The organism is Streptomyces sp. NPDC001781, assembly GCF_053596035.1.
The window spans coordinates 94,204-115,838 of sequence record NZ_JBSFFI010000014.1; the positions used below are offsets into that span (position 1 = coordinate 94,204).

The window sequence follows — 21,635 nt, forward strand, 5'->3', positions numbered from 1 at the left end:
GAGGGGGGCGACACCAGTGGTGTCGCCCCCCTCTTACCCGTCTGTCGGATTCAGTTCTCCGGCCCGGAGGGTGGTTGGACGTGGGATCGTGCCAGACGCCGCAGGCGGGCAGCATCCCTTTCCTGGCCCTTCCGGAGAAGGTAGTTGAGCAGCTGGAAGAAGCTGTCGTCGCTGGTGATCTTCGTGTTGAGAATCAACGCGAGGGAACCGGGCTCGTCGTAGGGCAACCTACGTGGTTTCTGCTGTCCGTCGGCGGGGGAGTCGGTTCGCGGCTCTGGAACCACTTCGGCGGTGGTCGGGGATGTGCCTGAGTGCTCGTTGACGCTGTGCGGTTGGGGCGTGCTCTGAACCGGCCCCTCTATTACGTCGTAATAGCCCGTGGTCGCATCGGTCTGGGTGGGCGCACCGTTCGGCTTGCCGCGACGCTTCGCCCTCTTCGCTTCCTCCTTGAGGGCTCGGTCCTGCTTGAGCCTTTCCAGTGCTTGTTCCTGCTCAGCGGCCGGCTTGTTGCCGACCGCCCGCAGGAGGTCGATGGGCTCGTCGCTCAGGCGTGCTTGGAGGGCCGGCGTGAGGTTGAGCAGCGCAAGTCGCTGCGACACCCACCCCTGTGACCGGTGGAGCCGCTTCGCGAGAGCGGTCTGGCTCCCGTGGATGGCCAGGAGGCGCTGGAGCGCCTTCGCTTCGTCGAGTTCCGCGAGTTCCTGTCGGTGGATGTTGGCGACGAGTGCCGATTCGAGGAGTTCCTCGGAGTTGGCGCCCTGGTCGTCGCTCACCATGACCTTGACGGCCGGCAGGTGCGCTTCTCGAGCGGCAGCGAGCCTGCTGTTTCCGTCGATGGCGACGTGAGTGGTGTCGGCTTCGAGGTCGCCTTCGCGGTCAGGGTTGACTGCGAGGTACGCGTCCCGGTTCATGACCGTGATCGCTTGCTTCTGCCCGTGGGTCTTCAGGCTCCCGGCGAGATCGCTCAGGTCACCGAGACTGGTACGGGGGTTGTCCGGATTGAGGCTGATCCGATGCGGCGGTAGCTCCGTAGGAGGCGCAACGGCATCGGTGGGCACGCCGGTTGCTGCCGCGACGGCCTTTCGCCGTGCACTGATGCCGCTTCCGCCGAAGCGGCCGGCTCCGAGCTGGCTGGCCTTGCTCATGCGATCTCCCGTGCGAGGGCGCGCATGCCGATCGCCTGCTGTGACTTGGGGGCGTAGGCCAGGAGAGGCCGCTTCATGCGTACTGCTTCCTTCTGTTCCTTGAGGTCGCCGATCAGCCCGACGACTCGCGGATCCTTTATGTCCACCCACCCCTGCAGAGAAGAGGTGGCGATGAATCCGCGGCGTGAGTCGTAGAGGTTCACGACGATGCCGAGGTATTCGATGTCGATCTGGAGGTCACCGCGCAGGTCATCGATCTGCGCGGTGAGGAGTCCGTAGGCGTCGGCCGAACTGTCCTCGGCCTGGACGACGATGAGGGCGCCGGACTGTCCGGGGGCTTCCCCGTCACGTCGGCGGCCGTAGTAGGCCGCGGCGTCCATGCTGAGGCCGAGGCTGGGCGGGCAGTCGACGAGGATCACGTCGTAGTCGGCTTCGAGCGGTGTGAGCGCACGTTCCAGAGCCGCTTCCCTGGCGCGTACGGCGGAGAGCCGGACGTCGAGCAGGAAGGCGTCGTTACAGGCGGGGAGGAGGTGCAGTCGCCCGCCGAATGCCTCGTCCTCGATCTCCACGATGAGGTCGCGGAGATCTCCCTTGGGGTCGCCGGCCATGTGGTTGGTGAGGCTGTCACCCGTCATCGGGAGCGGGTCGGCGCCGAGTTGGTTGGTCAGGTGGCACTGCGGATCGAAGTCGACCAGCAGCACTCGCAGGCCCAGACCGGGGAGCCTCTCGATGTCGAGCGGGTCCTCAGCCACCGGTTCGTCGCTGGGCTGGATGTCGCTGGCCCGCAGTGCCTTGGTGAGTGCCTTGGCAACGCGTACGGCGTGCAGCTCGTCCGGGGCTTCGGCGAGCGCCTCGCCGAGGCCGGCCGTGATCGCGGTCTTTCCGACGCCGCCCTTCTGGTTGCAGACGATGATGCGGCGGGTGATCTCCGGCCTCACGACATCGGGGGCCGGGTGGGAGTCGAGCCAAAGCTGAACTGCCTGGGCCAGCCCCTGGATACGTGAGACCTTACGGTCGGCAGCCACCTCTTCGAAGGCGCCCCACTCCCCGGGCGGAAGGAAGGTGGAAAAGGACTCGGCGCCCGAGGTGTCCACGGCGCCGGGCGCAGAGGCGAGGCTGCACCAGTCCTTGAGCCCCTGCTCCACGGCCACTTGCATCTCGAGACCGTGTTGCACGGCTCTGAGCTTGAGGTTCTGCTTGAGCCAGGCCGGCAGTTTGGAGACGACCTTCTCGCGGTCGTTGGGTGTGGGCGACGAAGTCATGGAGACACCTTACTAACGTTCAAGATCTATTACAGCCTTGACACGTTAGTAAGCAGACCCATCATGCCAGTTGGCGGTGCGGGCTATTACGTCGTAATAGCCCGCACCGCACGGCCCGGAACCCCGCTGGCAGCCCGCCAGGGTCTCAACTACGCGATCAGACAATGCCGTTGCTGTACTGCTGATCCGTCGCTCCGCACCACACTGAGGCAACGACGGCGCCGTAATCCGCCGGCGGCGCGCGAAGGTCACCACCACGGTGGCCAGGATGACCAACGCGAGCACCGTACCGACGCCGCGCACGCCGTCCCCGGGGGCTGCCACCCGGGGGGGGCCGCTCCGGCTCTCCCGGCCGACCAGACTTCCCGGCACACTGCCTTGACCCTCGGCCCAGGTCACGTCAAGGCGGTGTCAAGGTAATCGTGATCGGCGCAAAGGAGTTGCTAACGATCGCCCCGGCAGGCTCGCCGAAGGGCTTCCCTGAGGAGAGAGCACATTGCTCACAGGGCGGTTGATCGAGTGAGCGGAGCACGTCGGCGGCGATGAGTGACGTACGGCCTGGACGGCTGAAGGTCTACCTCGGGGCGGCCCCGGGTGTCGGCAAGACCTACCGGATGCTCGACGAGGGGCGGCGCCACGCTTCACGCGGGGAGGACGTGGTGATCGGCCTGGTGGAGTGCCATGGGCGCCGACACACGGAGGCGATGATCGACGGCCTGGAGGTCGTCCCGCGTACCGCCTGCACCTACCGCGGCGGGGGCTTCGAGGAGATGGACCTGGCCGCTGTGCTGGCCCGGCGCCCGCAAGTGGCCGTCGTGGACGAGCTCGCACACAGCAACGTGCCCGGCGCCGGCCGCAATCCCAAGCGCTGGCAGGACATCGCCGCCCTGCTCGAATCCGGCATCGACGTGATCACCACGCTGAACATCCAGCACCTGGAGTCCCTCAACGACGTCGTCGAGAAGATCACGAACGTCCCTCAGCACGAAACCGTGCCGGACGACATCGTCCGGCGGGCCTGGCAGATCGAGCTGGTGGACATGCCGCCCGAAGGACTGCGGCGACGCCTGGCACACGGCAACATCTACCCGCCCGAGAAGATCGACGCGGCCCTCGCGAACTACTTCCGCCCGGGCAATCTGACAGCGCTGCGGCAGTTGGCGCTGCTGTGGGTGGCCGACCGGATGGACGAGGCGCTGCAGGAGTACCGCTCGCAGCACGGCATCGGCGGGGTGTGGGAGACCCGGGAGCGGGTCGTCGTCGCGCTGACCGGCGGCCCGGAGGGCGACACCCTGGTGCGGCGGGCCGCCCGGATCGCCGACCGATCGGCGGGCGGCGACCTGCTCGCCGTACACGTGGCCCGCAGCGACAGCCTGGCCGGCGGTGTCTCCGCAGCCTCGCTCGCACGGCAGCGCCGGCTGGTGGAGGACCTGGGCGGCAGCTATCACTCGGTGGTCGGCGACGACGTGGCCACGGCCCTGGTGGAGTTCGCGCGCGCCGAGAACGCCACCCAGCTGGTGCTGGGTACCAGCCGGCGGGGACGTCTGGCGCGCTTCGTGACAGGCCCTGGAACCGGGGAGACGGTGACCGAACTGTCCGAGGACATCGACGTCCACCGGGTCACCCACGAGCGAGCCGGGCGCGGCACGCTGCTGCCGTCGAGGCGCCGCACCCTGTCCACGGCCCGGTTGATCGCCGGCCCTGTGGCCGGGCTGGTGCTTCCGGTGCTGCTCACAGTGGTGCTCGCCCGGGTGCGGGGGACGCTGGACCTGACCAGTGAGGTGCTGCTGTTCCTCCTCGCGGTCGTGGGCGTGGCCTGTACAGGCGGCGTCGCCTCGGCCGTGATCGCCTCGGTGACGGCGTCCCTGCTCCTGAACTACTGGTTCCTCCCACCCATCGGTGCCTTCACACTGAACAACCCCGACGCACTGCTGGCGCTGGCCGTGTTCGCGGTCGTCGCAGCCACCGTGGCTGCCGTCGTCGACCGCTCGCTACGGCTGTCCCGGCGCTCGGCACGGGCCACCGCCGAGGCCGAGACCATGTCCTCCTTGGCCGGCGCCATCGTGCGCGGTGAGGCGACGATTCCCGCCCTGCTGGAACGGACGCGCGAGACCTTCGGCATGGAGTCGGCGGAGCTGGCGGACGAGCCGCCCGGCACCGAGGGCGTCACCGTGGTGCCGGCCGGCCCGGGCGCGTACCTGGTGCTGCGGGGCCGCACCCTGTCCTCCTCCGAGCGGCGGGTGCTGGCCGCGTTCGCCGCGCACGTCGGCTCGGCGGTGGAGCGGACCCGCCTGGCGGAGGCAGCGGCCGAGGTGGAGCCGGTGAAGGCGGCCGACCGGATGCGTACGGCGCTGCTGCGGGCCGTCGGCCACGACCTGCGCACCCCGCTCGCGGCGGGCTGGGCCGCGGTCACCTCCTTGCGCAGCAACGACGTCGCGTTCTCCCCGGAGGACCGCGACGAGCTGCTCGCCACGGCGGACGAGTCCATGGCCAAGCTCGACCGGCTGGTGGAGAACCTCCTCGACCTCAGCCGCCTGGAGGCCGGCGTCCTCACCCTGAACCTGCGTCCGACATCCCTGGAGGAGGTCCTGCCCATGGCACTGGCGGACGTCCCCGCTGTCGACGTGGCGGACACGGAGGCGATCCCGGCGGTGCTGGCCGACCCGCCCCTGTTGGAAAGGGTGATCGCCAACCTCGCCGGCAACGCCGCCCGCCACACTCCACCCAGCAAGAACGTCCTGGTCACCGCCAGCGCGCTGGCGGGCCGGATCGAGCTGCGCGTCGTGGACCGAGGGCCGGGTCTTCCGCAGACCGGCCGAGAGCGGATCTTCGAACCGTTCCAGCGGCTCGGCGACACCGACAACACCACCGGCCTCGGACTCGCTCTCGCCCGCGGTCTGACGGAGGCCATGAACGGCACCCTCACCCCTGAGGACACCCCCGGCGGCGGCCTGACCATGGTCGTCTCGCTGCCCTTCATCGAGCAGACGGTGGATGCGCAACCGTCCGAGCGCCACACAGGAGGTGCGTGATGAGCACGCACCCGCACTGCGAGCCCGGCTGGTGGCCGTGACCCTGGCAGACCAGAGGGGGGCCGCACTGGACACATCGGGACCTGTGCGCGGGTGACGAGGCCGGGCACGGAGGGAGGGGACTACTCCAGTCCGGACGCCTTGAACACGGCCCACGCACTCTCGCGGTCGACGCGGGCCGAGAGCCGGGTCAACGCGGTCCGCCCGCACAGCAGCAGGCCGTCGGCCGCCGCCTTCCGGGTGGCCGCCTCCAGCCGGAACCAGAGCTCAGGGTTGCGCACGAGCACCTCGGGGTCGATCTGGACGCGCGCGCCGAACACGTCGCGCAGCAGGAGTCGTTGGGACACACCCTCGAGGATGCGCACGGACACCAGCGCGTCGGTCCGGACCCGGCGCTCCCGCAGCAGCAGGCGCGAGGCCAGCCAGTCCTCACCGGCCGAGACCCGAGCGGGGCACAGCACGAGGAACAGCCACAGAGCGAGCGCGAGCCACAACAGGCCGCGCCAGAGCGTGAATCGGCCCGAGCCCCAGTCGACGAGCAGGAGCAGAGCAAGGAACACGCCTGCACACCGGACGGCATCCTTCACCTCCCGCCCCCAACGGCGGTCGTGCACCGCGTCTCCGGACGATTCTCTGCGAGCACCGGCCCGTGACCTGTGTGCCCTCTCACGGCGTCCCATGCGGGTGACGGTAGGGACGCGAAGGCTCTGATCAGCTCATCTTGATGCGACTCTGGCGCATATCAAACGGTTCTTTGCGCGGCTCATCCGGTTCTCCGTGACACTGATCGGACTTCGCCGCCGGCGGGATCCCGCATTCGTCAAGATGTCATCAAGTTCAGTCGGATCAGCGCGAAGATGCCGCAAGGAACGCCGGACGAGGGCGGAAACGGTCACAACCTGAGTGCACCGCGCAGAACACAGTCCCCCTGCGCGGGTCTCGCCGAAGGAGCACGCGCTTATGTCCGTCCTGACCGCCGAGCCCGGTGCGACCCCCGCCGACGAAGAACCACCCGATACCGGCGAACGGCACCGCCTGACCGCCGTGACGGGCCTGGCCGCGCTGTCGCTGGACGCGATGGCGTCGGTGGCTTACGGCCCGGAGGCGATCGTGCTGGTGCTCGCCGGTGCGGGAGCCCACGGCCTCGGTGCCACGGTGCCGGTGACGCTGGCCATCGCCGCACTCCTGGCGGTACTGGTGGCCTCCTACCGGCAGGTGATCGCCGCCTTCCCGGACGGCGGCGGCTCCTACGCCGTGGCCAAGACCCACCTGGGGGCGCGCACGAGCCTGGTGGCCGCCGCCTCGCTGGTGCTGGACTACGTCCTCAACGTCGCGGTCGCGGTGACCGCGGGCGTGGCGGCCCTGACCTCCGCCCTCCCCGGCCTCTACGACGACCGGCTGTGGCTGTGCCTGGCGGTCCTCGCGCTGATCACGGCCGTCAACCTGCGCGGGATCGCGGAGTCCGCCAAGGCGTTCATCGTGCCGACGGTCGTCTTCGTCGGAGCCATCTTCGTGCTGATCACCGTGGGCCTCTTCCGATCGGCGCCGGTGAGCACGGTCGCAGCGGCCGGCCATGCCTCGGTCGTCGCGGACAACGCCTCCACCGTCGGCGCGCTGCTGCTGCTGAAAGCCTTCGCCTCCGGATGCTCCGCGCTGACCGGCGTGGAGGCCATCGCGAACGCGGTTCCGTCCTTCCGGGTGCCGCGCGTGAAGCGGGCCCAGCGCGCGGAGGCCGCCCTCGGTACGGTCCTCGGTCTGATGCTGATCGGGCTGTCGGTGCTGATCGGCCGCTTCCATCTGCAGCCGGTCGAGGGCGTCACGGTCCTCGCCCAGCTCGCCGACGCCTCGCTGGGCCACAACTGGGCCTTCTACATCATCCAGTTCGCGACGATGATCCTGCTGGCGCTGTCGGCGAACACGTCCTTCGGCGGGCTGCCGGTGCTGCTGAAGCTGCTCGCCCGCGACAACTACGCGCCGCACGTGTTCGCGCTGAAGGCCGACCGCCAGGTCCACCGGCACGGAGTGCTGGCCCTCGCGCTGGTCTCGGCAGCGCTGCTGGTCTTCTCGGGCGGCGACACCAACACCCTGGTGCCACTGTTCGCCATCGGGGTGTTCGTCGGCTTCACGATCGCCCAGGTGGGCATGGTCCGGCACTGGCGCCTGCGGCGCGGGCGGGGCCGGCAGGGGAAGGCACTGCTCAACGGCTTCGGCGCGCTGCTCACCGGGGTCGCGACGGTCGTCGTCACCGCGAGCAAGTTCACCGACGGCGCCTGGCTGATCGTGGTCGCGCTGCCCCTGCTCGTGATCACCTTCGAGACCGTGCGCCGTGCCTACGACCGCATCGGCGAGCGGCTCGGCCTGGGCCGCATCCCCGAGACCCCGCACCGCGACCGTTCGCTCGTCATCGTGCCCGTGTCATCCCTGTCCCGGCTGACCTCCGAGGCCCTGACCGCGGCTTCCTCGCTCGGCGAAGAGGTCCGCGCGGTGACCGTGTGCTACCCGGACCCCGAGGACAGAGCCCACCTGCACGCACTGGAACGAGCCTGGGCGGAATGGGACCCGGGGGTGGAGCTGGTGCGGCTGGCGTGCACGCGGCGCAGCCTGGGGCGTCCGATCGCCGCGTACGTCCGTGAGGTGGCCGCCGCCGAGCCTGTCACGCGGGTCACCGTGCTGATCCCGGAGACCGAGCCGGAGCGCCTGTGGCAGCGCCTCCTGCAGAACCAGCGGGGCGCGGTCGTCGCACACGCCGTACGACGGGAGACGGACGCGGTCATCTGCCGGCTGCGGTTCCGGCTGCTCTGATGTCGGCGGTGGCCGGAGCCGAGCGGTCGGCCCCCGCCGCAGCAGGAAGACGTCTCTCGACCAGGCTCCAGAGCGCGGGCGGCCGGAGCAGCCAGACCTGCCGGCGGCCGCCGGTTCCTGAACCTCTCACGCATCGGGCGGCACGGTGTCGAACTCCCGCTCCAGGCGGCCGGTGTCCAGCCGCAGCCGCCAGGTGTTCCGGCGGTGCACCGCCGCCAGCGCCGCCTGGAGCGGCGACGGCGGCACCGCGAGGACAGGACAGGTGGCGCGGGCGAGACAGTAGCGGCTGACCGACGGCCACAACGCCCGGTGCAGGCGGCCACGCTCTCCGGCGCCGACGACGAGGATGTCGTCCTCCCGGTCGGTGATCCGCACCAGCGCCGGCCCAGGGACGCCCCGGACGACGATTGCCTGTCCCGGCACCCCGGTGTCCGTACCGCCGAACACGTCACACAGCGCCTTGACCAGCCTTTCCCGTGCCAGTCGCTCCCACTCCGGAACCATGACGGTCGCGGCAGGAGACCTGCGTGCGGCCAGGTCGCCGCCGGGCGGCTCCCAGGCCAGCACGGGCCACAGCTGCGCCCCTCGGCGCCGGGCTTCGTCGGCCGCCCGCCCCAGGGCGGTGAGGCTGCCCAGCGAACCGCTCACTCCCACCACGACGCGGGCGGCTGAGGACGGGCGGTACTCGGACATCTCATTCACCGTTCTGCACACGCCGACGGAAGGGGCCACGGCCGGCGACTCTCGTGGGAACCGCTTCCATCTCACCCCGGCACCGCGGCGTTCGAACAGTCCGTACGCCCATTCTTGGCGTCCTTCTGACGACCCTTTCCCTGCTCTCTGGACTGGGGCGTCAGCGTCCCGTCAGGGTCGCCCCGAGCGTCGTCAGCATCCCGTCAGGGCATGCCCGGGACCCGCGGGCACCGGGCATAACGTCGACGGCGAGCCCCGGTCAGCCTCCCCGCGTCCGGGGCTGTCACACCCCCTCACTCCCTGCTTTTCCGGAGGCAGCACATGGCAGAACCTCTTTACGGCGAGGACCCCGAGCCATCCGATCGCTGCCCGGCCGGGCCCCTGTACGTCCCGGTCCGGCCGGGTCTCTGCGGATGTGCCGCCCGGCTCTTCCGAACGCCACTCGGCGAGCGGACCGCCGTCGGCTTCACCTCCGAGTGCTGGCTGACCGCCACCCTCGGCTCCGATCAGGCGTGGATCCGGCTCGCCGAGCCTGCCCTACGTGCCCTGACCGCTCCGCTCGGCGTCACCACCGTCACGGTGGACCCGCAGTTCACCGCCGCGGCACCCACACCGGTCTGCGATGTGATGCGCGCACCGCGGACCGCGAAGATCACCCGAGAGGGAAAACCACGATGACCACGGTTCACGAACCCATCCCGGCCGACAAGTTCACCGAACTGTCGGTGTGGCCGGCCTCGACCACCGAGCCCCCCCACGGAGATCTCACCGTCGGCGGCGTACCGCTCACCGAACTGGCCGACCGCTTCGGCACCCCCGTCTACGTCCTGGACGAGGCCGAGGTCCGCGACCGCTGCCGTACCTACCTCGACGCCTTCCCCGACGCGGAAGTCCTCTACGCCGCCAAAGCGTTCCTGTGTCGCGCCATGACCCACTGGATGGACGAGGAGGGTCTCGGCCTCGACGTCTGCTCGGCCGGCGAACTCGAACTCGCCGTCACCACCGGCTTCCCGCCCGAGCGGATCGTGCTGCACGGCAACGCCAAGTCCCCACGCGACCTGGACACCGCCCTGCGCCTCGGTGTCGGCCGGATCGTCATCGACAGCCCCTCGGAGATCGCGCGCCTGGCCGCCGCCGTCGGCCCGGACGGGCACCAGAAGGTGATGGTCCGGGTGGTACCCGGCATCAGCGTGGGCGGTCACGAGAAGATCCGCACCGGCACGGACGACCAGAAGTTCGGCCTGTCCGTCTCCAACGGCTACGCCCAGCACGCCATCGCCCGCATACTCGACCAGCCTCAGCTCGAACTCACAGCCCTGCACTGCCACTTGGGCTCGCAGATCACATCCGTCAAGCCGTACCTGGTCGCCGTACGCCGGATGGTCGGCCTGATGACCCGATTGCACGAGCGGCACGGCCTGATCCTGCCCGAACTCGACCTCGGCGGCGGCCACGGCATCGCCTACCGCCCCGGCGAGGCGGCCCTGGACCTGACGACCCTGGCCCGCAAGGTCCGCGCGGAACTCGCCGACGCCTGCGCCACCGCCGGACTTCCGGTACCCCGCCTGATCATCGAGCCGGGCAGGGCCATCGCTGGCCCGGCAGGGGTCGCCCTGTACCGCGTCCTGACCGTCAAACACTCGGGTGAGCACGTCTTCGTAGCCGTCGACGGCGGCATGAGCGACAACCCGCGCCCAGCCCTGTACGGCGAGCGGTACGCGCCGCGACTGGTGGGCCGGCGCAGCGCCGCGGCCTCCGCACGGGCCACCGTGGTCGGCCGCCACTGCGAGGCGGGTGACGTGCTGGCAGCGGACGTGGCACTCCCCGCTGACGTTCGCCCCGGTGATCTGCTGGCCGTACCGGTGTCCGGCGCTTACCACCTGTCCATGGCCTCCGGCTACAACCTGGTCTTCCGCCCTCCGGTGGCCGCCGTACGCGACGGTCACGCCCGCCTGCTGGTCCGACGGGAATCCCTGGAGGACATCCGGAGCCGCGACGTGGGCCTGTAGCCGGCACAGCCCTGAGCGCCCGGGCGGGCCGGTCCTCACTCCCTCGCCGGAAGACCCTGAGGACGACGAAGGGCCCAGGCACGCCGGCCGCGGTCGCGGATCAAGCAGTTCCCGTCGCAGCCGGGGATGTCCGGCAGTCGTGCGGCCGCGCGTGAACACGCCGCCGGTTCCGCCCTGTCGGATGCCTGTCGGTGATACGTCGGAGGCCCGTGGCAGCGTGGGCGCCGGGTTGCTCCGCCGGGAGCCGCCGCCGCACCTCACGGGAGTTCCCGCCATGTCCCAGATCCCTTCCGCAGCCGACCGCGTGTACCTGGTCACCGGAGGCAACGCGGGTATCGGATATTTCACCGCCGAGCAGCTGGCCGGTACCGGCGCCACAGTGGTGCTGGGCAGCCGGAGTGCCGAGCGGGCCGAGACCGCCATGCACGTGATCCGTGCGCGGGTGCCCGGTGCACGCGTACGGTCGGTGGGCCTGGACCTCGCCGACATCGGCTCGCTGCGGGAAACCGCGCAATCCCTGGAGGTGGACCACCTCGACGCGGTGGTCCACAATGCCGGCCTCCTCCGCGAAGGGCCGGAACGGAGCGAGACACGGGACGGCCACGAAGTGCATCTCGCGACGAACCACCTCGGGCACTTCGCGCTCACCCACTCGCTGCTGCCGCTGTTGGAGGCCGCGGCGAGCGCCCGCATCGTTACCGTCGGCAGCTTCGCCGCGAAGTCCGAGCGTCTCGACCTGGACGACCTGCAGTCCCGGGCCGGCTATCGGGCCAAGCGGGCCTACAGCCGGTCGAAGCTGGCCCAGATGTACTTCGGCCTGGAACTCGACCGCCGGCTGCGGGCCGCCGGCAGCACGGTGTCCAGCGTGGTGGTCCATCCAGGCGGTGCGCTGGACTCGCTCACCCCCTCGCGGCCACCGGTCCACGTACGCACGGCCGGGACAGCGGTGCGCGGGGCGGCTGCCGCACTTGTTCTCCAGGGCAAGCACGCGGGTGCCCGGCCCGCGGTCCGAGCGGTACTCGATCCCCGCATCGCCGGGGGAGAGCTGTGGGGCCCGCGGGTCCTGGGTCTGCGGGGCGGGCCGCACCGCGAGCGGCTGTGGGCTCAGCTCGAGGACGCCCAAACGGCACGTCGGCTGTGGGAGGCCAGTATGGAGCTGACCGGCGTTGCGCCCGCCGCCATGTGAAGCACACAACTCGCCTGTTCTGGCGTACGCAATCCGGCTGAGGCGGGGCATCGCCCGTTCCTGTGCTGCATGCGCAGCCGGAGGCGGCTGCCGACCAGTTCCATGCTCGTAGCTCCAGAACCCGACATCTCGTCACGCAGCCTCAGCAGCTGCCATCTCCGGGCCACAAGGCGCGTCTCTCTCCGCCTATGCACCCCGTACCCCAGGCAGTCGGGCGACTGCGGCTCAGTCGTTCAGGGGACAGCGTGGCTGGGGCTGGTGGTGGGCTGATGGAGGCACACGTGGCGGGTGCTTCGTCAGCCGCGGTCGCGTCGTGGCGTGCTTTCGCGGGCTGAGGAGCGGTGGCGACTGAGGTTTTTTGCCGACTGGTTGGAGCGGGCACTGATGAGGACGCCCGCCGGCGGGGCGTTCAGCCGTGTCAGGCGCGGCTGCTTTCCAGTGGCGGTTCGCGCGGTGGCCTCGATCGGTGACGGTGAGCCCTACTGCTAGAGAGGGCGCGGACCTCAGTGATGCCCTGACCTGCGCAAACTCTTTTCACGGCCGGATCCTGTGATCTGGCACCCAGTTCTCACCGCCGTTCACCCGGTTCCTGAGAGCAGGGCAGGCAGTTCCTGAGAACCCGGTACCCATGCTCAGGGAACCGTCACCACGCTTACAGGATCTGACCAGATTGACGTCACGTTCATCAGTAGGGCGTCTGGCTCAAGCGGATCGGCCGGTTTGCCGGATTGGTTTCAGGTTGAGCGACACGCTCTGGAGGCGTAGTTGATGGACTCCGTGTTCATGTACGTTAAGTTCATCTAGTCGGTCTGAGGCCGCAGGTCATGCGCATCAAGGCAATGCCCAGCTACGGAGGGCCCGTTGGGAGCACTACGGAGAATTGTTGATGCGGACACGGGCGAATCCATCCCATATGCGCCTTACGCCTTCTCCGGCGACCACATCCAGGTCGACAAGGCGAGAGTCGCAGCGATCACCGAGAGCAAGGACTTCACTCCGAGCCAGAAGTTCCTGGTGCTGTGGTGGATCGGCATCTCTCCCCAAGGCATGGCCCCGCTCAGGGCGACCGGCGCCGACATCGCCAAGAAGGTCGGGATGACCGCCGACGCCGTAGGCAAGATCAACCGCAAGCTGCTCAAGCGTCGCATCCTGATCGAGCGAGGTCGGATCGGCAATTACCGGCTTTACCGGATCAGCCCGTACATTGCCTTCCATGGGACCGGGATCGAGCAGCGGGAAGCGGTCAAGACCTGCAACCCGCCGGACATCCCCGGCTTCGACAACACGTCCCCTTCGTGGTTGGAGACCCAGTGAACAACGACGACAAGCGAAGGCTCCTGGACGTCCTCCACCGCACTGCTGGCATGACCGCCAACCAGCGCCTGGTCGTCATGCTTTACGCGATGCACCCCACGGACCGCGCCGGCGGCGTCATTGAGACCGGTGCCAATCTGGCCAAGCTCGTCGGCCTGTCTCCCACGGTGTTCTCCCGCACCCGGCGCCAGGTCGTGGAAGCCGGGTGGCTCGAAGAATCAGAGCGACTGGCGCACATCAGCTACTACCGGCTCAGCGAGAAGAGCACCGGCGAGGACGTCGTCGTACCTCTGCGCCGCGCGACCTGAGCAACCACAAAGCCGTGCTCATATACGTGAGGTCAATGAGTACCGACCCCTGCGGCGCTCCTCATTGACCTCACGTACATGAGCACCGGCTTCCAGCGAGCGGAACCGTCCGGGGCCCGTAGTGCGTCTGCGAGGGCGTCCAACGCCACATCTGGCGAAGGCGGTCCCGCGGCGATGAGGGCGACAGATGTGGCAGCGATTCCTCCGGGCGGCGGAGGCGGCAGTCGGTCACACCGTCAAGGCAGCGGCCGACCACGCGTTCGGGGGGCGCGGTCGGCCCGCTCGTGCCTCCGCCGGGCCCTCAGCCCGGCGTCAGGGTGCGGTGCAGGCGGTCTCGGGGATACGCCCGGCCGTGATGACGTCAAGGGGATGGCATGGCAGTGCGCTGCCATGCAGGGTTCCCCGGCAGGTGCACCATCACCTCGAGTCGTCTGCCGTCAGGACCGGCGGCACGCGGCTGCGCGAAACCGGCCGCCCTCGCTGTTCTGGAAACCGCTAGGCCGTTTCGTTCGGATCATCCGATCGTTGGTCTGGGTGTGCCGTTAAGCGACGCGCAGTGGGCGCGGATCGAGCCGTTGTTGCCGGACCGAACGCCCAGGCGGGGTGGGCGGTGGCGGGATCACCGTGAGGTGATCGACGCGATCGCGTGGAAGTTCCAGACCGGATCGCAATGGGTCCACCTGCCGGAGAAGTACGGGAACTGGCGCGGGGTCTACAACCGGTTGCGGATGTGGGCTGTCGACGGCACTTGGGAGCGGGTCTTCACCGCGTTGATGGCTCAAGCCGACGCCGACCAGGACTTGAACTGGGCGGTGGCAGTCGACTCCACGATCGTGCGCGCTCACCAGCACGCAGCCGGGGCCCGCAAAAAGGGGCCCCGGCCGGCGAGCCGCACGACCATGCCATCGGCCGGCTGGAGCACGGTCGTTCGGAAAGACCCAGATACGCGGACTCGCACACGCGTCAGCCGGCGGCCGCGACCGTCTCGGTGTCCCGGGGGCTCCTCTCGGCTGCGATCCGTGCGCCGCGGCCCTCGGTGACGTCCACGGAGGCGAGGACGGGGGGTACCACGAGGCTGGGCAGCACATACCGCAGCAGGCTGGACATCCTGGGCTCCAGGTCCTGGTAGTCCCAGACCGCCTGGGACATGGCCTGAATCCCGGCAAAGCTTCCCACGAGGATGTCGGCGGCCTCGGAGGGAACGACGTGGGGAAGCAGTTCCTCGTTCGCACGAGCCTCGTCGAGGAGCCTTCGGGCCGCCCCGGCCCAGTCCAGGCACGGGCCGCCGCGGTCGAGGCCGTGGGCCTGCCGATCGAGAGTGAGCCGCATACCGGCGCGGACCATCGGTTCGGTCTGCAGCCGGTGGGCGTGCAGCATCACGAACGGGGCGGCGTACGGCCGACGGGATGTCGGGGTACGCCGCCCCGCGGTGGGACGGGACGGGCCGGAGGCCCGGTTCGCGCTGCCTCGCCGGCTACTTCGGGTCGCTGTTGTACTTCGCGGTGGCCCAGAAGTAGCCGAGGACGGTGAGGCCGAGGCACCAGGCGACGGCGAGCCAGCCGTTGTTGCCGATCTCGGTGCCGAGCAGGAGACCGCGGAGGGTCTCGATGGCGGGGGTGAAGGGCTGGTACTCGGCGATGGGCTGGAACCAGCCCGGCATCGCGTCGACCGGGACGAAGGTGCTGGAGATCAGCGGCAGGAAGATCAGCGGCATGGCGTTGTTGCTGGCGGCCTCCGCGGTGGGGGAGATCAGGCCCATGCCGACCGCGATCCAGGTGAGTGCCAGGGCGAAGAGGATCAGGAGGCCGAAGGCGGCCAGCCATTCGAGGGGGGTGGCGTCGGTGGAGCGGAAGCCGATCGCGACGCCGACGGCGCCGACGAGGACCACGCCGGCGACCGACTGCAGGACGCTGCCGAGGACGTGGCCGACGAGGACCGAGGAGCGGTGGACCGCCATGGTGCGGAAGCGGGCGATGATGCCCTCGCTCATGTCGTTGGAGACGGAGACGGCTGTGCCGATGGTGGTGCTGCCGATGGTCATCAGCAGCAGACCGGGCACGAGGTAGGCGATGTAGTCGGCGCGGTTCCCGCCTCCGATGCCCGCGCTCATGGTGTCGCCGAAGATGTAGACGAAGAGCAGGAGCAGCATGATCGGTGTGAGCAGGAGGTTGAGGGTGAGGGAGGGGTAGCGCCGGGCGTGCAGGAGATTGCGGCGGAGCATCGTGGACGAGTCGCGCACGGCCAGGGACAGGGAGCTCATCGGACGGTTTCCTTCGGCTGGGCGGGGACGGTGGCGCCGGTGAGGGCGAAGAAGACGTCGTCGAGGTCGGGGGTGTGGACGGTGAGTTCGTCCGCCTCGATGCCGGCCAGGGTCAGCCGGTCGAGGACGGCGCGCAGGTCGCGCTGGGTCCCGTCGCTGGGGATCTGCAGCGACAGGGCCTCTTCGTCGCGGGTGACCTGGCCGAGGGCGTCGGCGGCGGTCCGGTAGGCGAGAGGGTCGGTGAAGCGCAGGCGGACGTGTCCGCCGGGGATGAGGCGCTTGAGTTCGGCGGCGGTGCCCTCGGCGACGATCCTTCCGCCGTTGAGGACCGCGATACGGTCGGCGAGCTGGTCGGCTTCCTCCAGGTACTGGGTGGTGAGGAAGACGGTGACGCCGCCGGAGACGAGTTCGCGGACGATCTGCCACATGTCGTGGCGGGAGCGGGGGTCGAGGCCGGTGGTGGGCTCGTCGAGGAAGATGATGCGGGGGCTGCCGACCAGGGTCATGGCGATGTCCAGGCGGCGCTTCATGCCGCCGGAGTAGGTGGAGGCCGGCTTCTTCGCCGCGTCGGCCAGGCGGAAGCGCTCCAGCAGCTCGGCGGCGACCCTGCGGCCCTCTGCCTTGGGCAGGTGGTGCAGGTCGGCCATGAGGAGCATGTTCTCCTCGCCGGTGATCAGGCCGTCGACGGCGGAGAACTGTCCTGTCACACCGATCGCGGCGCGCACCGTGTGCGCGTCGGCGGCGAGATCGTGACCGGCGATGCGTGCCTGGCCGCCGTCGGCGGTGATCAGGGTGGAGAGGATCTTCACGACGGTCGTCTTGCCCGCGCCGTTCGGGCCGAGCAGGGAGAAGACGGTTCCGGTGGGGACGGCCAGGTCGACACCGTCGAGGACGGTCTTGTCGCCGTAGGACTTGCGCAGGCCGTGCGCCGCGATCGCCAGGTCGGACATGGTGGTGTGCTCCTTGGGGGCTGCGGGGGCTACAGGCTGCGGGCGGTGATGTCGCCGGCGGTGGTCGTGGCGTGGATGGTGAGGTCGGGAGTGCCGGTGTTCTTCAGGGAGTTGGTGATTCGGCCGTGGGTGGTGGCGGCGTCGAGGGTCGCGGAGGCGGTGGGGGCGGCGCCGATGGTGAGGTTGCCGGCCTCGGTGTGCAGGGTGACGGTGCCCTGGACGGCTTCGGCGACGTGGATGTCGCCCTTGCGGGTGGAGATGTCGGCGGAGCCGTCGAGGCGGGTGACGGTGATGTCGCCGGCGAGGAGGGAGAGCCGGGCGTCACCGGTGTGGTCGAGGCTGACCGTGCCGTGGGCGCTGTCGTAGGTGACCTCGCCGAGGCGGCCGGTGGTGCGGAGGTCGGCGCTGGCGGTCGTGGCGCGCAGGGGGGAGCCGGTGGGGAGGTGGACGGTGACGCGGACGAATCCGGAGTTGCCCAGAAGGCGGTTCTTCGTCGGCTCGGCGGTGATGTGCAGTGTGCCGTCGCGGTGTTCGGCGGTGGTCCGTTCGGCGGCCTTCACGTCCCGGCTGCGGGAGGGGTCGGCGGGCTGGATCTCCACGGTGGTGTCGGTGCGGTCGGAGGCGGCGAAGCGGAGGTGGCCGGCCGGGACGTCCAGGACGACCGGGACCGGGGCGGGGGTGGCGAACGTCTGCATGGTGCTCTCCTCAGGTGCGGCGGGCTGCCGGACTGCTGTTTCCGACGAGTGAAACGCTACGTTGCGTTCAAGGTTCGGGCAATAAGGTTGTTGCGCATGAAAGATGAAAGTGCAGGTGAAGGCTATTAAATCGTTGCACCTGGCTGATACGTAACGCAATGAAGCGAACATCAATCGTTGCAATGTATTGATGATGAACGCTATGGCTCGATCCGCGGCGGCCCCGGGACGAGCCCGTCGTCCCGGGGCCTGTACCGCGGAGCGTCACCGGTCCTGGAGGAGCACTTCGTGCTCGCGCCGGGAGCCCGGGACCCCCGTGTCACCGCCGGCCGGCGGCTCAGCTTCTCGCCCTCGACGTCCAGGTCCGGCAGGACCCGGTCGAGCCGCTTCGGCAGCCACCAGATCCGGTTCGCGGATGATCCGGGTGACGGTACGCAGCTCACAGGTGACCGGTTCACCTCGGAGACGGCGCCGTTCGGGAACGATCTGTCCACGCTCCCGAACTTCCCGGCCGAGATCCGGGCCCCCGCCGGTACGCTGCCCGGCGTCTCGTCCTTCCAGCTCCACTTCGCCTACACGGCCCGTCGACGGGTCTGCCGACCAAGACGGAGCAGGCCGACCTGCTCCAGGCCATGCACGGCCGCGACAGCGAGGCGCCGGTGCCGGTGGTGGCACCGCGCACCCCGGCCGGTTTTTTCGAAGCGGCTCCGGAGGCGGCCCGGATCGCACTCACGTACCGCACCCCGGTGTTCCTGCTCTCCGGCGGCTACCTGGCCGACGGCTCCGAGCCCTGGCGCGTCCCGGACATGCGGGAACTGCCCGACCTGCGCCTCGATCCGCATCGTCAAGGGCAATCCGACCGCGAGGGTGGCGACCCCGGCCGCCCTCCTGATCGCGCGGCTCCGGCTCCAGCCCGAGGCGCGGGCCGCCCGGGCGCAGGCCGCACCGGAGACGCACGGACGGCCTCCGCGCCCGTCCGCCCCCCTTCACCGCTCCGGGCGCCTGGGCCACGTGATCCCCGCTTCGGCGGCTGGGATCCGCTGGCCCTCCCCGCCGTTCGGTGCGGTCTATCCGTGGGCGGGCGCCGGCGCTCCGGTGTCGTCCGGGGCCGCTTCGGGTTCCGTGTAGAGGACCTCGCGGGCCTGCTCCGCGGCGCGTGCGAGGCTCTCGGCGACGAAGTCGAGGAAGCGGGCGACGTTCTCCAGGCGGACGGCGGCCGGGGTGCCGGGGCCGAGGACGGCCACGCCCTGCCGGGTGACCTCGACCTGCTGGAAGAGGGACTGCACGCTGGCGGTCATCGACTGGTACCAGAGGTCGTCGTCGACCACGTAGCGCTCGCGGCGGCGCTCGTCCCGCTCCCTGCGGATCAGGGACTGGCTCTCCAGGAAGGCGATCGACTTGGAGATAGTCGCTGGGCTGACCTGCAGGCGCTGGGCGAGTTCGGACGCGGTCAGGCTGCCGGCGTCGGTCATGAGGATGGCCACCATCACACGCGCCATCATCTTGGGCATGCCCGACTGCATCATGACGGTGGTGAAGGACTCCTCGTACTCCCGGACCGCCTCGGCGTCCGCTCCCGGTCGCCGAACGGCCGGTTCCGGGCCGCGGGACGAGGTCGCCCTGCGCCGCTGAGTGCGCTGCTCCGTGGCGCGGTGTGCCAGGTCCGCGCGATACCCGACGGGGCCGCCGTTGCGCATCACCTCGCGCGTGATCGTCGACGTCGGCCGGCCGAGCCCCCTGGCGATCTCCGCGTAGGAAAGGCCGTCGCCCAGCCCCAGCGCGATCTGCTGACGGTCCTTCTGGGTGAGCCTGCCTCCCGGCATCAAGCCCTCCTTCACATCCCGGAAGCCCCCAGCGTAGCGTTCACCATCAGATCATTGCAATAACTATGGATCTCTCGTTGCGTTAAATCAAAGCCTGGTGCAACGATTTAGTGCGTTTCACTTGCTGCGACGTACGCCTTGCGCAATCGTTTGATTGCCGTGATTTCAAATGCAACGTAGCCTTTCCTCTAAGGGAAACAGGTGACCCTCGGGAGGACGCCATGCAGAGATTCGACACACCCGCTCCGATCGCGGCCGTCCTCGACGTCCCCGCGGGACGCGTCCAGGTCATCGCGGCCACCCGGACCGACACCGTGGTCGAGGTCCTGCCGATGAACGCCTCGAAGAACCGCGACGCGAAGGCCGCGGAAGCGGCGTCGGTCGAGTACCTAGACGGCGTCCTGCGGATCGGCGTCCCGGTGAAGACCCAGTACTTCGGCTCCTCCGGATCCGTCGAGGTGACGGTCAGGCTGCCCGCCGGATCCCGGATCGAGGGCAAGGCGGCCGCCACCGAGTTCCGGGGCGTCGGACGGCTCGGCGACGTGGTCTTCGACGGCGCGTACCAGCGGATCAAGATCGACGAAGCCGCGAGCGTCCACCTCACCGCGGTCGACGGCGCCGTCGAGGTCGGCCGCCTGGGCGGTCCCGCGCGGATCAGCACCCAGCGGGGCGACATCAAGATCGCCGAAGCCCTGCGCGGCACGGTCACCCTGAACACCCATCAGGGCGACATCTCGGTCGGCGCCGCCCACGGGGTCTCCGCCTCGCTGGACGCCGGCACCTCCCAGGGCCGCGTCAGCAACAGCCTGCGCAACGACGGCACACCCGTCCTCGACATCCACGCCACCACCTCACAGGGAGACATCACCGCCCGCAGCCTGTGAGAGACGCCCGGGAAACCGGCGGCCGCCGGCGGAGGCATGACTTCCGTCCGGTCTCCCCGCGACGTCCATCGAGAGGCGCGGGCGACAGCGGCCAGGCCGCGGGCGGGTTCCCCCTGCGACGGGCCGACGCGTCGTGAGTGACGGTCATTGCTCTGTGGTGGGATCCGGTCTCGGCGTGTAGCGTCGCTGGTGGATGCCATGTTCCCGCCCCCGCTCCGGCGTGGGCGGTTTGTTGTGCGCTGCGGGAACAGGGCGTCATTTCGGGTTCGCGCGGTGCGGGTCCGATTTCGACCGGAAGGCTCAGCATGACCAGCGGTACCGTGAAGTGGTTCAACGCCGAAAAGGGCTTCGGCTTCATCTCGCAGGACGGCGGCGGCCCGGACGTCTTCGCGCACTACTCCAACATCAACTCTTCCGGCTTCCGCGAGCTCCTCGAGGGCCAGCAGGTGACGTTCGACGTCACCCAGGGCCAGAAGGGCCCCCAGGCGGAGAACATCACCGTCGTCTGACCAACGCGTGGCGGCAGGTCCCGGCCACGCGTTGGGACCTGCCCTCCGGCCCGCGCCGCGGGTGCGACCGCAGGGCGGTGGAGCCCCCATGGGACTCGAATCCCATGCGGCTGATTCCACGCCCGTACGACGTCCTGCGGGCGTGGGCTCGGTCAGCTGCTCGGGGACGATGCCGGCCGCGAGGATGCGGCGGTTCGCCTCGGCTGGCAGCTGGTACCGGGTGGCGTCGTCCTGGCTCACGCGTCGTGCTCTGTGAGCTCGCGGAGCCGGGTGGCGTAGTCGGCGCGGACCCGGGCCACGGCCTGGACGTCGTCGGCCCGCAGGCCGCGTCGTTGCTGCTGGCAGGCGGTGCGCAGCCTCCGGTATTCGGCGACCGTGTCCTGCGCGTCCGGGCGGTGTTCGGCGTCGGCGATGAGACGGCTGTAGGCGCCCACCACACCGTTGATCGCTTCGATGGCCGCCTCGTAGGCCACGGACTGCTCCGAGGACCAGGTGTGCGGGGGCAGGTTTCCGATCACGGGTTCGTTCACTCCAACAACCTTCCGGTTCATTCCTGCCTGGCTCTCCTTGTTGTGCATGGTGAGTGCAGGTTCGCCGAACCCTGGCCAACTTCCCCGTCCCGGTGGGGCGTACGACGACTTGAACCAGCTCACCGCCCTCACCACCAGCCGCCACACCTACGCCGGCACCGACAGCTCCAACCGCATCGACCAGGGCCCCGCAGGCATCTCCACCACCGCCGTCGGCAGGAGCACCGGATTCG

20 protein-coding genes and 1 pseudogene are annotated in these 21,635 nt (G+C 69.7%); 11 read left to right on the forward strand and 10 right to left on the reverse strand.

Annotation, left to right across the window (positions count from 1 at the left end; genetic code table 11):
* Positions 1-50: 50 nt before the first annotated feature.
* Complete coding sequence (locus ACWCV3_RS15700) at positions 51-1,145, reverse strand: ParB/RepB/Spo0J family partition protein (protein ID WP_451223428.1); 1,095 nt, start codon at positions 1,143-1,145, stop codon at positions 51-53.
* Entirely contained in the window at positions 1,142-2,407 is a 1,266-nt protein-coding gene (locus tag ACWCV3_RS15705) for a ParA family protein (RefSeq protein WP_451223430.1), read from the reverse strand. The genes ACWCV3_RS15700 and ACWCV3_RS15705 overlap by 4 nt, the downstream gene beginning before the upstream one ends.
* A 542-nt stretch (positions 2,408-2,949) precedes the next feature.
* On the opposite strand from ACWCV3_RS15705, the gene ACWCV3_RS15710 reads away from it, so the two are divergent.
* Entirely contained in the window at positions 2,950-5,439 is a 2,490-nt protein-coding gene (locus tag ACWCV3_RS15710) for an ATP-binding protein (protein WP_451223432.1), read from the forward strand.
* Between the two features lie 122 nt (positions 5,440-5,561).
* On the opposite strand, the gene ACWCV3_RS15715 is transcribed toward ACWCV3_RS15710, so the two are convergent.
* On the reverse strand, positions 5,562-5,999 hold the full coding sequence (locus ACWCV3_RS15715; RefSeq protein ID WP_451223434.1) for a hypothetical protein: 438 nt from the start codon (positions 5,997-5,999) through the stop codon (positions 5,562-5,564).
* Positions 6,000-6,399: 400 nt separating this feature from the next.
* On the opposite strand from ACWCV3_RS15715, the gene ACWCV3_RS15720 reads away from it, so the two are divergent.
* Entirely contained in the window at positions 6,400-8,241 is a 1,842-nt protein-coding gene (locus ACWCV3_RS15720) for an APC family permease (protein WP_451223436.1), read from the forward strand.
* 126 nt (positions 8,242-8,367) lie between these two features.
* On the opposite strand, the gene ACWCV3_RS15725 is transcribed toward ACWCV3_RS15720, so the two are convergent.
* Complete coding sequence (locus ACWCV3_RS15725; protein ID WP_451223438.1) at positions 8,368-8,934, reverse strand: universal stress protein; 567 nt, start codon at positions 8,932-8,934, stop codon at positions 8,368-8,370.
* Between the two features lie 321 nt (positions 8,935-9,255).
* Between ACWCV3_RS15725 and ACWCV3_RS15730 the strand changes: the two genes are divergently transcribed.
* From ACWCV3_RS15730 to ACWCV3_RS15755, 6 genes are all read left to right on the forward strand, one after another.
* Positions 9,256-9,612: an SAV_915 family protein gene (locus tag ACWCV3_RS15730; RefSeq protein WP_451223440.1), complete on the forward strand. Its 357-nt coding sequence runs from the start codon at positions 9,256-9,258 to the stop codon at positions 9,610-9,612.
* Positions 9,609-10,943, forward strand: coding sequence for a diaminopimelate decarboxylase (lysA, locus tag ACWCV3_RS15735; protein WP_451223442.1), 1,335 nt, complete (start codon positions 9,609-9,611; stop codon positions 10,941-10,943). Before ACWCV3_RS15730 ends, lysA begins: the two co-directional genes overlap by 4 nt.
* Before the next feature lie 274 nt (positions 10,944-11,217).
* On the forward strand, positions 11,218-12,129 hold the full coding sequence (locus ACWCV3_RS15740; protein WP_451223444.1) for an SDR family NAD(P)-dependent oxidoreductase: 912 nt from the start codon (positions 11,218-11,220) through the stop codon (positions 12,127-12,129).
* 861 nt (positions 12,130-12,990) lie between these two features.
* Positions 12,991-13,443: a MarR family transcriptional regulator gene (locus ACWCV3_RS15745; RefSeq protein ID WP_451223446.1), complete on the forward strand. Its 453-nt coding sequence runs from the start codon at positions 12,991-12,993 to the stop codon at positions 13,441-13,443.
* Positions 13,440-13,751, forward strand: a complete 312-nt coding sequence (locus ACWCV3_RS15750; RefSeq protein WP_451223448.1) for a replication initiation protein, RepL2 — start codon at positions 13,440-13,442, stop codon at positions 13,749-13,751. Before ACWCV3_RS15745 ends, ACWCV3_RS15750 begins: the two co-directional genes overlap by 4 nt.
* Positions 13,752-14,125: 374 nt before the next feature.
* On the forward strand, positions 14,126-14,791 hold the full coding sequence (locus tag ACWCV3_RS15755; RefSeq protein ID WP_451223450.1) for an IS5 family transposase: 666 nt from the start codon (positions 14,126-14,128) through the stop codon (positions 14,789-14,791).
* Here the strand turns inward: ACWCV3_RS15755 and ACWCV3_RS15760 are convergent.
* From ACWCV3_RS15760 to ACWCV3_RS15775, 4 genes are all read right to left on the reverse strand, one after another.
* A complete protein-coding gene (locus ACWCV3_RS15760) occupies positions 14,715-15,131 on the reverse strand; it encodes a hypothetical protein (protein WP_451223452.1) in 417 nt (138 codons plus the stop codon). The two genes, ACWCV3_RS15755 and ACWCV3_RS15760, sit on opposite strands and share 77 nt — an antisense overlap.
* A gap of 94 nt (positions 15,132-15,225) precedes the next feature.
* Positions 15,226-16,011: an ABC transporter permease gene (locus ACWCV3_RS15765; RefSeq protein WP_451223454.1), complete on the reverse strand. Its 786-nt coding sequence runs from the start codon at positions 16,009-16,011 to the stop codon at positions 15,226-15,228.
* Entirely contained in the window at positions 16,008-16,961 is a 954-nt protein-coding gene (locus tag ACWCV3_RS15770) for an ATP-binding cassette domain-containing protein (protein ID WP_451223456.1), read from the reverse strand. The genes ACWCV3_RS15765 and ACWCV3_RS15770 overlap by 4 nt, the downstream gene beginning before the upstream one ends.
* Before the next feature lie 29 nt (positions 16,962-16,990).
* Positions 16,991-17,656 (reverse strand): DUF4097 family beta strand repeat-containing protein, encoded by a 666-nt coding sequence (locus ACWCV3_RS15775; protein ID WP_451223458.1) that lies wholly within the window; start codon positions 17,654-17,656, stop codon positions 16,991-16,993.
* 578 nt (positions 17,657-18,234) lie between these two features.
* Between ACWCV3_RS15775 and ACWCV3_RS15780 the strand changes: the two are divergent.
* Positions 18,235-18,495, forward strand: a pseudogene (locus ACWCV3_RS15780) (2-oxoacid:acceptor oxidoreductase subunit alpha); the annotation flags it as partial.
* A gap of 228 nt (positions 18,496-18,723) precedes the next feature.
* On the opposite strand, the gene ACWCV3_RS15785 reads toward ACWCV3_RS15780, so the two are convergent.
* The gene (locus ACWCV3_RS15785; RefSeq protein ID WP_451223460.1) at positions 18,724-19,479 is read right to left on the reverse strand and encodes a helix-turn-helix domain-containing protein; all 756 of its coding nucleotides are present in this window, start codon (positions 19,477-19,479) and stop codon (positions 18,724-18,726) included.
* A gap of 221 nt (positions 19,480-19,700) precedes the next feature.
* Here ACWCV3_RS15785 and ACWCV3_RS15790 point away from each other — a divergent pair, with 221 nt between their 5' ends.
* Positions 19,701-20,363, forward strand: coding sequence for a DUF4097 family beta strand repeat-containing protein (locus ACWCV3_RS15790; protein WP_451223462.1), 663 nt, complete (start codon positions 19,701-19,703; stop codon positions 20,361-20,363).
* 305 nt (positions 20,364-20,668) lie between these two features.
* Positions 20,669-20,872, forward strand: a complete 204-nt coding sequence (locus ACWCV3_RS15795; RefSeq protein ID WP_031179266.1) for a cold-shock protein — start codon at positions 20,669-20,671, stop codon at positions 20,870-20,872.
* A 236-nt stretch (positions 20,873-21,108) separates the two neighbouring features.
* On the opposite strand, the gene ACWCV3_RS15800 is transcribed toward ACWCV3_RS15795, so the two are convergent.
* Positions 21,109-21,402 (reverse strand): hypothetical protein, encoded by a 294-nt coding sequence (locus tag ACWCV3_RS15800; RefSeq protein WP_451223464.1) that lies wholly within the window; start codon positions 21,400-21,402, stop codon positions 21,109-21,111.
* Between the last annotated feature and the right edge of the window lie 233 nt (positions 21,403-21,635).